This is a genomic window from Pseudomonas sp. MWU16-30322 (genome assembly GCF_020515535.1).
Taxonomy (GTDB): Bacteria; Pseudomonadota; Gammaproteobacteria; order Pseudomonadales; family Pseudomonadaceae; genus Aquipseudomonas; species Aquipseudomonas fluorescens_H.
The window spans coordinates 190,159-201,406 of sequence record NZ_JAIWYL010000008.1 but is presented as its reverse complement, the minus strand read 5'-3'; the positions used below and the strand labels follow the sequence as shown (position 1 = coordinate 201,406).

The window sequence follows — 11,248 nt, the reverse complement described above, 5'->3', positions numbered from 1 at the left end:
GCTCCTACAGGTTCAGTGTCAACCCTGTGGGAGCGGGCTTGCTCGCGAAGGGCGCGCCGCCGATGTCACTTGGTTACGAGTTCATCTTCCTTGGACTGATCTTTCACATACTTGATTTCAGTGCGCCCGTGCGGGGCCGGCAGGCCATCCTCGCCAAGGTTGACGAAGACCATCTTCTCGACCGTGAGGATGCTCTTGCGGGTGATCTTGTTACGCACTTCGCAGGTCAGGGTGATCGAGGTGCGGCCGAACTCGGTGGCGGTGATGCCCAGCTCGATGATGTCGCCCTGGCGCGAGGCGCTGACGAAGTTGATCTCGGAAATGTACTTGGTCACCACGCGCTGATTGCCCAACTGGACGATGGCGTAGATCGCCGCTTCTTCGTCGATCCAGCGCAGCAGGCTGCCGCCGAACAGGGTGCCATTGGGGTTGAGGTCTTCGGGTTTTACCCATTTGCGGGTGTGGAAATTCATGTTCACTCCTGAGCGTTTGCCGAAAGATGGCGCCATCTTGGCAGACCGGACGGTCATGCTCCATGAGCCTTCTACTATGGTCGCTATTAGCGATCTTCATTTGGCCGACAGAAACCCTTTGGAAGATCAGTCTAGACGGCTATAATCGCCCCCGTTTCAAAACGGTAACGTTCACCTGCTACCGTTTTCCCGCCACCTGTCCGAGGGGCGCTGCAGCAGGATCAACCTGTCAGGCTCGGATGGGGCGTTGACTGGCCACGGCCGGACACTAAACGCACAACGGCGCCCATTCGCATACATTACGAATGGAGGCTCTTCATGAGCGCTGTTATCACGCCTGCAGATTTTAACGATTACAAAGTTGCCGATATGTCCCTGGCCGCCTGGGGCCGTCGCGAAACCATCATCGCCGAATCGGAAATGCCGGCCCTGATGGGTCTGCGCCGCAAGTACGCCTCCGAGCAGCCGCTCAAGGGCGCGAAAATCCTCGGCTGCATCCACATGACCATTCAGACTGCCGTTCTGATCGAAACCCTGGTTGCCCTGGGTGCCGAAGTACGCTGGTCGTCCTGCAACATTTTCTCGACTCAGGATCAGGCCGCTGCGTCCATCGCTGCCGCCGGCATCCCGGTTTTCGCCTGGAAAGGCGAGACTGAAGAAGAGTACGAGTGGTGCCTGGAGCAGACCATCCTGAAGGATGGCCAGCCATGGGACGCCAACATGATCCTCGACGACGGCGGCGACCTGACTCAGCTGCTGCACGACAAGTACCCACAGGTGCTGGACCGCGTTCACGGCGTGACCGAAGAAACCACCACCGGCGTTCACCGCCTGCTGGACATGCTGGCCAAGGGCGAGCTGAAGATCCCGGCGATCAACGTCAACGACTCGGTGACCAAGTCCAAGAACGACAACAAGTATGGCTGCCGTCACAGCCTGAACGATGCGATCAAGCGCGGTACCGACCACCTGCTGTCCGGCAAGCAAGCGCTGGTCATCGGTTACGGTGACGTGGGCAAGGGCTCTGCTCAGTCGCTGCGTCAGGAAGGCATGATCGTCAAGGTTTCCGAAGTTGACCCGATCTGCGCCATGCAGGCCTGCATGGACGGTTTCGAACTGGTTTCGCCGTTCATCGACGGTATCAACGACGGCACCGAAGCAAGCATCGACAAAGCGCTGCTGGGCAAGATCGACCTGATCGTGACCACCACCGGTAACGTCAATGTTTGCGACGCGAACATGCTCAAAGCCCTGAAGAAGCGCGCTGTTGTCTGCAACATCGGTCACTTCGACAACGAAATCGACACCGCTTTCATGCGCAAGAACTGGGCATGGGAAGAAGTGAAGCCACAGGTACACAAGATCCACCGTACCGGCCCGGGCGCTTTCGACGCACAGAACGACGACTACCTGATCCTGCTGGCCGAAGGCCGTCTGGTGAACCTGGGCAACGCCACCGGTCACCCGAGCCGCATCATGGACGGTTCGTTCGCCAACCAGGTACTGGCACAGATCTTCCTGTTCGGCCAGAAGTACGCCGACCTGTCGCCAGCCGAGAAAGCCAAGCGTCTGACCGTTGAAGTACTGCCGAAGAAACTCGACGAAGAAGTGGCCCTGGAAATGGTTCGCGGCTTCGGCGGCGTGGTTACTCAACTGACCAAGCAACAGGCTGACTACATCGGCGTCACCGTCGAAGGCCCGTTCAAGCCGCACGCTTACCGCTACTGATTGACGCGGCGGCCTGCTCTCCCTGTGGGAGCGGGCTTGCTCGCGAAAGCGGTCTGTCATTCAGCATTGATGTTGCCTGACCCGCCGCTTTCGCGAGCAAGCCCGCTCCCACATGGGCGGTGCAAGCCTCACAGGCTTCGTGTTTCCAAGGGTATTTCCCATGTCCCAAGACCGTCGCTACAGCTTCGAGTTCTTCCCGACCAAGACCGATGCTGGGCATGAAAAGCTGCTCAACGTTGCCCGTCAGTTGGCAACCTACAATCCCGATTTTTTCTCCTGCACCTATGGCGCTGGTGGTTCGACCCGTGATCGCACCCTCAACACCGTTCTGCAGCTGGAAAGCGAAGTCAAAGTACCGGCCGCACCGCACCTGTCGTGCGTCGGCGACAGCAAGGACGACCTGCGCGGCCTGCTGAACGAATACAAGGCTGCCGGTATCAAGCGCATCGTTGCCCTGCGCGGCGACCTGCCGTCCGGCATGGGCATGACCAGCGGTGAGCTGCGTCACGCCAATGAACTGGTTGAATTCATTCGTGAAGAAACCGGCGATCATTTCCACATCGAAGTTGCCGCTTACCCGGAGATGCATCCGCAAGCGCGCAATTACGAAGACGATCTCGCCAACTTCGTGCGCAAGGCCCGCGCCGGCGCCGACAGCGCGATCACCCAGTACTTCTTCAACGCCGACAGCTACTTCTACTTCGTCGATCGTTTGCAGGCACTGGGCGTGGATATTCCGGTGGTACCGGGGATCATGCCGATCACCAACTACAGCAAACTCGCGCGCTTCTCCGATGCCTGCGGTGCGGAAATCCCGCGCTGGATCCGCAAGCAACTGGAAGCCTACGGCGATGACAGCCAAAGCATTCAGCGCTTCGGCGAGCAAGTTGTCAGCGAAATGTGCGAACGCCTGCTGCAGGGTGGCGCACCGGGGCTGCACTTCTATTCCATGAACCAGGCTGAACCTAGTCTGGCGATCTGGAATAACCTGAAGTTGCCGCGTTGAAACAGCTGCAAGCTTCAAGCTGAAAGCAACAAGCAAGATCAAAAGATCGCAGCCTTCGGCAGCTCCTACGGGTGTAATCAATACCCATGCAGGAGCTGCCGAAGGCTGCGATCTTTTGCTTTTGAATCCCCGAATTAGAGCTTGTGCAGGCACTTTCTGGCTCTTTCGCGTTTCTCGTCGTAATCTCAAGTCATGCCTTTGATCGCGCAACTATTCACGGTACTGGTTTTTGCTTGCCTGAGCTTTGCCGCTCGGGGCGAGAAGTTGCGTATTGTCACCGAGCCGTGGGCTCCTTACGTGTATGAGGAGGACGGCAAGAACCTCGGGCTGGACTACGAAACCACCGCCATCGTGTTCAAGCGTTTGGGAATCGAAGTCGAATGGCAGTTCCTGCCGTGGAAACGCTGCCTGTCGATGCTCGAGACCGGCCAGGCTGACGGCGCGCTGGATATCTTTCACAGCGACGAGCGCGACGCCACCCTGCTCTATCCGAGTGAACCGTTGTCGGACGTCGAGTTCGTGATGTTCTATGCCAACGACCGGCCACACCCCTTCAGCAAGCTCGAAGAACTCAAAGGCCTGACGATCGGCACTTCGCCGGGCTATCTGTACAGCGCCGATTTCAGCCAGTCGCCACTGTTCACCCGCGAGCCGGCACCGACCCACGAGGCCAACTTCGGCAAACTGCTGCGCGGACGCATCGACTTGCTGATCACCGATCGCCGCGTCGGTCAGCATTTGCTCGATCAGCTGAATATTCGCGATCAGATCAGCGAAAACCCGACGATCATCAGCCGTCAGAGCCAATATCTGGCCGTTCGACGCAATGCCGGGATGGATCTGCTGGTGGCGCGTTTCGGTGCCGAACTCAAGCGTTTCAAGCGTGAACCGGCCTACGCCGAGCTCAGCGCACGCTACGGCGCAGCCCCGGTCGACGCCGCTCCGCTGAGCAACGCCTCGGCCAGCCGCAAAACCGTTGAGCAGCAGGAAAGCAGCGCGCAGTGATTGCTCTGTTATACTCCGGCGTTCCCGCCAGGCTCACGCCCGGACGCCCGGAACCGTAACAGGCCTCTCGACCCGCTACAGCGCAGCTTTCAGCCCGCGCGAGCGCTCCTGACGTGCCTTCGGAACCGCAGCAGGACCGGACGGGATTGCGTCCTCTTAAACGTGATTCGCGCCAGGCAAGACTCCCATTGGGCCAAGCCCTAACTAAAACAGGATTACTCATGTCCTTTGCTTCCCTCGGTCTCTCCGAGGCTTTAGTCCGTGCCATCGAAGATGCGGGCTATACCGAGCCTACTCCGGTGCAACAGCGGGCCATTCCCGCCGTGTTGCAAGGTCGCGACCTGATGGTTGCGGCACAGACAGGTACCGGTAAAACCGGCGGTTTCGCCCTTCCGATCCTGGAGCGGTTGTTCCCCAACGGTCACCCGGACAAATCCCAGCGTCATGGCCCGCGCCAACCGCGCGTTCTGGTCCTGACCCCGACCCGCGAACTCGCGGCCCAGGTACACGAGAGCTTCAAGATCTACGCCCGTGACCTGAAATTCGTCAGCGCCTGCATCTTCGGCGGCGTCGGCATGAACCCGCAAGTCCAGGCCATGTCCCGTGGCGTTGACGTACTCGTCGCCTGCCCGGGTCGTCTGCTCGACCTCGCAGGCCAAGGCAGCGTCGATCTGTCCCACGTCGAAATCCTCGTCCTCGACGAAGCCGACCGCATGCTCGACATGGGCTTCGTCCACGACGTGAAGAAAGTCCTCGCGCGTCTGCCGGCCAAGCGTCAGAACCTGCTGTTCTCGGCGACATTCTCCAAAGACATCACCGATCTTGCCGGCAAGCTGCTGCACAACCCGGAACGCATCGAAGTGACACCGCCGAACACCACGGTCGAGCGCATCGAACAACGCGTGTTCCGTCTGCCGGCCAGCCACAAGCGTGCCCTGCTGGCGCACCTGATCACCGCCGGCGCCTGGGAACAGGTACTGGTGTTCACCCGTACCAAACACGGCGCCAACCGTCTGGCCGAGTACCTGGACAAACACGGCCTGCCGGCTGTGGCGATCCACGGCAACAAGAGCCAGAACGCCCGCACCAAAGCCCTGGCCGACTTCAAGGCCGGTGAAGTGCGCATTCTGGTAGCGACCGACATCGCCGCGCGCGGTCTGGACATCGACCAGTTGCCACACGTGGTCAACTTCGAACTGCCGAACGTCGATGAAGACTACGTGCACCGTATCGGCCGTACTGGCCGTGCCGGTCGTTCGGGCGAGGCGATCTCGCTGGTGGCCCCGGACGAAGAAAAACTGCTGAAAAGCATCGAACGCATGACCAAGCAGAAAATCGCCGACGGCGACCTGATGGGCTTCGATGCCAGCACCATCGAGGCCGAGAAGCCTGAAGTGCGCGAGCGTCCGGACATGCGCAACCCGCGCAACGCCCGTGGCCCGCGTGGCGACGGTCCGAATGGCGGCGGTGGTGGCGGCGGTCGCAAGGACAAAGGCAAAGACAAGGGCAAGGAAAAACCGGCCGGCGAACGCGGCGAGCGCCCTGCCCGTCAGCAGAAACCACGTGAAGGCACCCCGGCCCGCGAACAGCGTCCGAGCCAGCCACCACGTGCGGCGGCTGATCGTGCACCGGACGAGTTCCTCGACGACGATATCGATAACTTCGGTAACCGCGTGGATTACGTGCCGAAAGCCGCCCCTGCCGGTGGCCGTGGCCGTCGTCCGGGTGCGCCGGCACAAGGTGCAGGCGCTGGCGCCCCTCGTGGCGGGCAGCCGCAAGGTCGCCAGAACGGTCCGCGCAACAGCAACGGTTCGAGCACCGGCACCCCGCCGGCCAAACGCAACGGCCCGCGCAACGGCGCGCCGCGTGATGGCCAGGGCCGTCGTGACGAGTCCTCGTCGCGCAACCGCCGCCCGGCTCGCGACGATCAGCCACGTACCGAGCCAGCCGTGCAGAACCCGCGCAGCAACGGGCCGAAGATCATGCACAAGGAATCGAAAGCCGACCGCTTCCCGACGCCTGAGCAGCTCGATCAACTGCCGACCCGTCCGCGCGGCGAGAAACCAGCACTGCTGACCCGCAATCGCTGAGTTATCGCAGCAATGAAAAATGCCCCGGCTCGCAAGAGCCGGGGCATTTTTCATGAGCAAGCCAATATCCCTGAATCACCACATCACTTGTGGGAGCGGGCTTGCTCGCGAATGCAGTCTGTCTGTAACGGAAGTATCGACTGGCCCGCCGCATCCGCGAGCAAGCCCGCTCCCACAGTGGATCTGCGGTGAGATCAGTGTTGTGAAGGACAATAAAAAACGCCCCCGGCCTTGCGACCGGGGGCGTTTTTGCATGGCGGCGAAAATTACTTCGCTTTCACACCTTCGAACGAGATGTACAGATCGACGTTGTCGGACTGTGGACCCAGATCCATCATCTTGCCGAAATCAGAGCGCTTGATGCTGGTGGTGCCTTCAAAGCCGGCACGGTAGCCGCCCCATGGATCCTTGCCTTCGCCCAGGAACACAGCCTTGACCACGATTGGCTTGGTCACGCCGTGCAAGGTCAGGTCGCCGGTCACGTCAGCAGTGTCTTTGCCCTCGGCGTTCTTGCCGGTGGATTTGACGCTGGTGGAGACGAATTTGGCGTCAGCGTATTTGCCCACGTCCAGGAAGTCTTTGCTGGAGATGTGCTTGTCGCGCTCGGCGTGGTTGGTGAACACGCTGGCGGTTTTCACGTTGAATTCGATTTTGCTGTCTTCAGGCTTGGCGGCGTCAAAGCTGAACTTGCCGTCGATGTCCTTGAAGGTACCGGTGATGTAGCTGTAGCCCAGGTGGCTGATCTTGAAGTCGACGAAAGCGTGCTGGCCTTCCTTGTCGACAGTGTAATCAGCAGCCATCACGTTCGCGGACAGTACGGCAGAACCGATTGCCAGAGCGGCCAGAGTCTTTTTCAACATGCTTTCTTTTCCTTTGAGTCGAGGTTGAATTTCAGGCTTTGCGACCGAGCATTCGCGTCAGGGTCGCATCACGATCGATAAAGTGGTGCTTCAATGCTGCCAACGCATGGAGACCGGAAAAAATTACCAGCGCCCACGCCAGCCAGAGATGAATCACCCCAGCGGTATCTGCCTGATCCGGTAGTCCGGAAACCAGTGCAGGAACTTCAAACAGGCCAAACACCGGGATCCCGACACCGTCTGCGGTGGAAATCAGGTAACCGGCAATCATCACGGCGAACAGCGCGAGGTACAGAAACCCGTGGCCGAATTTGGCGCCGATGCGGGTCATGCGGCTGTAGCTCTGCAGCGTTGGCGGCGGCGGGCTGACAAAGCGCCAGAGCACCCGCAACACCATCACGCCCAGCAACACCAGACCGATGCTCTTGTGCAGATCCGGCGCGTCTTTGCGCCAGCTGCTGTAGTAATCCAGCCCCACCATCCACAGACCCAACGCGAACAGTCCGAAGACCGCCAGCGCCACGCCCCAGTGCATGAAGATGCTGACCCAACCATAGCGAGAAGCAGAGTTACGTAGCTGCATTGCCCAAATCCTGTGAGAACTGCGAACCAAGACTAGCGAGTTATCTATCGAATTAAAGCGGAAAATTTTGCTTTGAAATATCGAGAAATGCGATCAAGAGTCTTGAACAGATGAGTTAAGGAAAGATTAAAGGGGATTCCTTGCTGGCTCTCGAGTGTTTTTTGGCAGGCAATGACAACGCCATCTGCGTCCTCTGTCAGCCCATACAAAGTAGCTCAATCCACACAATGGGTTGTCCCGGCGCGATGCATTGCATAGGCTTGCGCGATTGTTTGCCCGCGCCTGACGCGAGCCGCCTCGAGGAGACTGTAAATGGGCCTGAATAACCAGTGGATGCAACGCGACCTCGCGGTGCTGTGGCATCCCTGCACCCAGATGAAAGACCACGAACAGCTGCCGCTGATCCCGATCAAACGCGGTGAAGGCGTCTGGCTCGAAGATTTCGAAGGCAAGCGCTACCTCGATGCCGTCAGCTCCTGGTGGGTCAACGTGTTCGGCCACGCCAATCCGCGGATCAACCAGCGCATCAAGGATCAGGTCGATCAGCTGGAACACGTGATCCTCGCCGGTTTCAGCCACCAGCCGGTGATCGAGCTGTCCGAGCGTCTGGTGAAGATGACGCCCGAAGGCCTGAACCGGGTGTTCTACGCCGATAACGGTTCGTCCTGCATCGAAGTCTCGCTGAAAATGAGCTTTCACTACTGGCTCAATCGCGGCCAGCCGAACAAGAAACGCTTCGTCACCCTGACCAACAGCTACCACGGTGAGACCATGGCGGCGATGGCGGTCGGCGACGTGCCGCTGTTCACCGAAACCTACAAAGCGCTGCTGATGGACACCATCAAGGTGCCAAGCCCGGATTGCTACCTGCGCCCGCAGGGCATGAGCTGGGAAGAACATTCACGCAACATGTTTGCGGCGATGGAACAGACGCTGGCCGAAAACCATGACAGCGTCGCGGCCGTGATCGTCGAGCCGTTGATTCAGGGCGCCGGCGGCATGCGCATGTACCACCCGGTGTACCTCAAGCTGCTGCGCGAAGCCTGCGACCGCTATGGCGTGCACCTGATCCTCGACGAAATCGCCGTCGGTTTCGGCCGCACCGGCACCATGTTTGCCTGTGAACAGGCCGGCATTCGCCCGGACTTCCTCTGCCTGTCCAAGGCCCTGACCGGCGGCTACCTGCCGCTGGCGGCGTGCCTGACCACCGACGAGGTCTACAGCGCGTTCTACGACGACTACCCGACCCTGCGCGCCTTCCTCCACTCGCACAGCTACACCGGCAACCCGCTGGCCTGTGCGGCGGCGCTGGCGACGCTGGACATATTCGAGCAGGACAACGTCATCGAGAACAACCAGGCCCTGGCCCGGCGCATGGCCTCGGCCACTGCGCATCTGGTCGATCACCCGAACGTCTCGGAAGTGCGCCAGACCGGCATGGTGCTGGCCATCGAGATGGTCAAGGATAAAGCCACGAAAGAGGCCTACCCTTGGCAGGAGCGACGCGGCCTGAAGGTGTTCCAGCATGCGCTGGAGCGCGGCGCGCTGCTGCGTCCGCTGGGCAGCGTGGTGTATTTCCTGCCGCCGTACGTGATCACCCCGGAGCAGATCGACTTCCTCGCCGAAGTCGCCAGCGAAGGCATCGACATCGCCACCCGTGACAGCGTCAGCATGGCCGTGCCGAAGGATTTCCACCCGGGGTTCCGCGATCCGGGCTGATTTGAATTGTTCAAGATTGTGGTGCCTGGGCTGCCGCTTTCGCGAGCAAGCCCGCTCCCACATTTGGAATGCATTTCCCTGTGGGAGCGGGCTTGCTCGCGAATGAAGTCGACACCGTTCCAACTGATTCACATCTTTCCAGAGACCCGAAATGAGACTGTCCCGCTTCTTTATCGACGCCCCCCTGAGCACCGGCGAACACGAACTGCCGGAAGCCCAGGCGCATTACATCAGCCGCGTGCTGCGCATGGCCGAGGGCGATGCGGTGCAGTTGTTCGACGGTTCCGGCCATGAGTTTCGCGGCTCGCTGGTGGAAGTCGGCAAGAAACGCGTCGTCGTGCAGATCGACGAGCAACTGCCCGGCCAGATCGAATCGCCGTTGCAGATCCACCTCGGTCAGGGCCTGTCCCGGGGCGAGCGGATGGACTGGGCGATCCAGAAAGCCACCGAGTTGGGCGTGAGCGAAATCACCCCGATCTTCAGCGACCGCTGCGAAGTGCGCCTGAAGGACGAACGCGCCGACAAACGCCTGGTGCACTGGCGTCAGGTGGCGATCAGCGCCTGCGAGCAGTGCGGTCGTTCGCGGGTGCCGGTGATTCACCCGCCGCTGCTGCTGGCCGACTGGCTGAAGCAGGCCCAGGCCGAATTGAAACTGGTGCTGCACCCGGTGGCCGAGCCGCTGGTGAGCCATGCCAAACCGGCGACACTGGCGTTCCTGATCGGGCCGGAGGGTGGCTTGTCGGATGCCGAGGTTGAGCAGGCCAAGGGCAATGGTTTTCACGCGGCACGCCTTGGGCCGCGCGTGTTGCGTACCGAGACCGCGCCGGTGGTGGCGCTGGCGGTAGCCCAGCAGCTTTGGGGTGACTTCTAGGGCCTCTTCGCGAGCAAGCCCGCTCCCACAGTAGTTCTTGGGTGTACACGGCATTTGTGTTCACTGCAAATCCACTGTGGGAGCGGGCTTGCTCGCGAATGCGGTGTGTCATTCAACAAAGATGTTGGTTGACTTGACGCCATCGCGAGCAGGCTCACTCCTACAGGGGATGGCGGGGCGTTCAGAGGACATAAAACAGAATCGCCACAAAGTGCAGCAGACTCCCGGCGATCACAAACAGATGCCAGATCCCGTGCGCATGCCGCAACCGGTGATCGAGGGCAAAAAAGATGATGCCCACGGTGTACAGCACCCCGCCCGACGCCAGCCAGGCAAACCCTGTCGTACCCAGCGCCGCGATCAACGGCTTGACCGCCACCAGCACGATCCAGCCCATCACCGCATAGATCACGATCGACAGGATCCGCGCCTCCGAGCGTGGCTTGATCTCCTGCAAGATGCCGATCAGCGCTAGCCCCCAGACAATCCCGAACAGCGTCCAGCCCCACGGCCCGCGCAGGGTCACCAGACAAAACGGCGTGTAGCTGCCGGCGATCAACAGGTAGATCGAAAAGTGATCGACCTTCTGCATGATCGCTTTCTTGCGCCCGCGCACGCTGTGGTACACGGTCGAGGCGCTGTAGAGCACCAGCAAGGTAAAGGCGTAGATCGCCACGCTGACAATTTTCCACGGACTGCCGTCGAGGCTGGCAATCACCAGCATCCACACGCCGCCGATAAACGCTGCCACTGCCCCGACCAAGTGCGTCCAGGCGTTGAGTTTTTCTCCGTGATACATGTGTCACTCACCTCGTTATTCGTCACCGCAGCGCGCAAGGCTCGGGCCTTGAGCGTAAAAGCGCAATGTTTCTGTTCAAAGCCAGGCTGCGATCTTTTGCTCTTCCGGGCACAA

At 60.4% G+C, this 11,248-nt stretch carries 10 protein-coding genes, 1 pseudogene and 1 riboswitch; of the genes and pseudogenes, 6 read left to right on the top strand and 5 right to left on the bottom strand.

What is annotated here, in order from left to right:
- Positions 1–65 precede the first annotated feature (65 nt).
- Positions 66–473 (bottom strand): hotdog domain-containing protein, encoded by a 408-nt coding sequence (locus LCH64_RS18220; RefSeq protein ID WP_275948736.1) that lies wholly within the window; start codon positions 471–473, stop codon positions 66–68.
- A 196-nt stretch (positions 474–669) separates the two neighbouring features.
- Positions 670–768, top strand: a riboswitch (S-adenosyl-L-homocysteine riboswitch).
- Between the two features lie 23 nt (positions 769–791).
- Between LCH64_RS18220 and ahcY the strand changes: the two genes are divergently transcribed.
- The 4 genes from ahcY (at position 792) to LCH64_RS18200 (ending at position 6,302) form a co-directional block, all read left to right on the top strand.
- Positions 792–2,201: an adenosylhomocysteinase gene (gene ahcY / locus LCH64_RS18215; RefSeq protein ID WP_003229045.1), complete on the top strand. Its 1,410-nt coding sequence runs from the start codon at positions 792–794 to the stop codon at positions 2,199–2,201.
- Positions 2,202–2,361: 160 nt separating this feature from the next.
- A complete protein-coding gene (gene metF / locus LCH64_RS18210) occupies positions 2,362–3,207 on the top strand; it encodes a methylenetetrahydrofolate reductase [NAD(P)H] (RefSeq protein ID WP_003229047.1) in 846 nt (281 codons plus the stop codon).
- A gap of 192 nt (positions 3,208–3,399) precedes the next feature.
- Positions 3,400–4,212: a transporter substrate-binding domain-containing protein gene (locus LCH64_RS18205; RefSeq protein ID WP_226500919.1), complete on the top strand. Its 813-nt coding sequence runs from the start codon at positions 3,400–3,402 to the stop codon at positions 4,210–4,212.
- 221 nt (positions 4,213–4,433) lie between these two features.
- The gene (locus LCH64_RS18200) at positions 4,434–6,302 is read left to right on the top strand and encodes a DEAD/DEAH box helicase (protein WP_003229051.1); all 1,869 of its coding nucleotides are present in this window, start codon (positions 4,434–4,436) and stop codon (positions 6,300–6,302) included.
- 266 nt (positions 6,303–6,568) lie between these two features.
- Here the strand turns inward: LCH64_RS18200 and LCH64_RS18195 are convergent, their stop codons facing one another.
- Together LCH64_RS18195 and LCH64_RS18190 are read right to left on the bottom strand one after the other, a co-directional pair.
- On the bottom strand, positions 6,569–7,162 hold the full coding sequence (locus LCH64_RS18195) for a YceI family protein (RefSeq protein WP_003229053.1): 594 nt from the start codon (positions 7,160–7,162) through the stop codon (positions 6,569–6,571).
- 31 nt (positions 7,163–7,193) lie between these two features.
- On the bottom strand, positions 7,194–7,745 hold the full coding sequence (locus LCH64_RS18190; protein ID WP_103485193.1) for a cytochrome b: 552 nt from the start codon (positions 7,743–7,745) through the stop codon (positions 7,194–7,196).
- 312 nt (positions 7,746–8,057) lie between these two features.
- Between LCH64_RS18190 and LCH64_RS18185 the strand changes: the two genes are divergently transcribed.
- Together LCH64_RS18185 and LCH64_RS18180 are read left to right on the top strand one after the other, a co-directional pair.
- Complete coding sequence (locus LCH64_RS18185) at positions 8,058–9,464, top strand: adenosylmethionine--8-amino-7-oxononanoate transaminase (RefSeq protein ID WP_226500918.1); 1,407 nt, start codon at positions 8,058–8,060, stop codon at positions 9,462–9,464.
- Positions 9,465–9,615: 151 nt separating this feature from the next.
- Entirely contained in the window at positions 9,616–10,335 is a 720-nt protein-coding gene (locus tag LCH64_RS18180; RefSeq protein WP_226500917.1) for a 16S rRNA (uracil(1498)-N(3))-methyltransferase, read from the top strand.
- A 74-nt stretch (positions 10,336–10,409) separates the two neighbouring features.
- Here the strand turns inward: LCH64_RS18180 and LCH64_RS18175 are convergent.
- Both LCH64_RS18175 and LCH64_RS18170 read right to left on the bottom strand, forming a co-directional pair.
- A pseudogene (locus LCH64_RS18175) lies at positions 10,410–10,520 on the bottom strand (metal ABC transporter ATP-binding protein); the annotation flags it as partial.
- The gene (locus LCH64_RS18170; protein WP_003229061.1) at positions 10,517–11,134 is read right to left on the bottom strand and encodes a hemolysin III family protein; all 618 of its coding nucleotides are present in this window, start codon (positions 11,132–11,134) and stop codon (positions 10,517–10,519) included. The pseudogene LCH64_RS18175 and the gene LCH64_RS18170, both read right to left, overlap by 4 nt.
- Positions 11,135–11,248: the final 114 nt, after the last annotated feature.

Excerpts from the sequence above, each read along its gene's own strand:
- LCH64_RS18220 (WP_275948736.1), bottom strand. The coding sequence starts at position 473 with ATGAATTTCCACACCCGCAAATGGGTAAAACCCGAAGACCTCAACCCC.
- ahcY (WP_003229045.1), top strand. The coding sequence starts at position 792 with ATGAGCGCTGTTATCACGCCTGCAGATTTTAACGATTACAAAGTTGCC.
- metF (WP_003229047.1), top strand. The coding sequence starts at position 2,362 with ATGTCCCAAGACCGTCGCTACAGCTTCGAGTTCTTCCCGACCAAGACC.
- LCH64_RS18205 (WP_226500919.1), top strand. The coding sequence starts at position 3,400 with ATGCCTTTGATCGCGCAACTATTCACGGTACTGGTTTTTGCTTGCCTG.
- LCH64_RS18200 (WP_003229051.1), top strand. The coding sequence starts at position 4,434 with ATGTCCTTTGCTTCCCTCGGTCTCTCCGAGGCTTTAGTCCGTGCCATC.
- LCH64_RS18195 (WP_003229053.1), bottom strand. The coding sequence starts at position 7,162 with ATGTTGAAAAAGACTCTGGCCGCTCTGGCAATCGGTTCTGCCGTACTG.
- LCH64_RS18190 (WP_103485193.1), bottom strand. The coding sequence starts at position 7,745 with ATGCAGCTACGTAACTCTGCTTCTCGCTATGGTTGGGTCAGCATCTTC.
- LCH64_RS18185 (WP_226500918.1), top strand. The coding sequence starts at position 8,058 with ATGGGCCTGAATAACCAGTGGATGCAACGCGACCTCGCGGTGCTGTGG.
- LCH64_RS18180 (WP_226500917.1), top strand. The coding sequence starts at position 9,616 with ATGAGACTGTCCCGCTTCTTTATCGACGCCCCCCTGAGCACCGGCGAA.
- LCH64_RS18170 (WP_003229061.1), bottom strand. The coding sequence starts at position 11,134 with ATGTATCACGGAGAAAAACTCAACGCCTGGACGCACTTGGTCGGGGCA.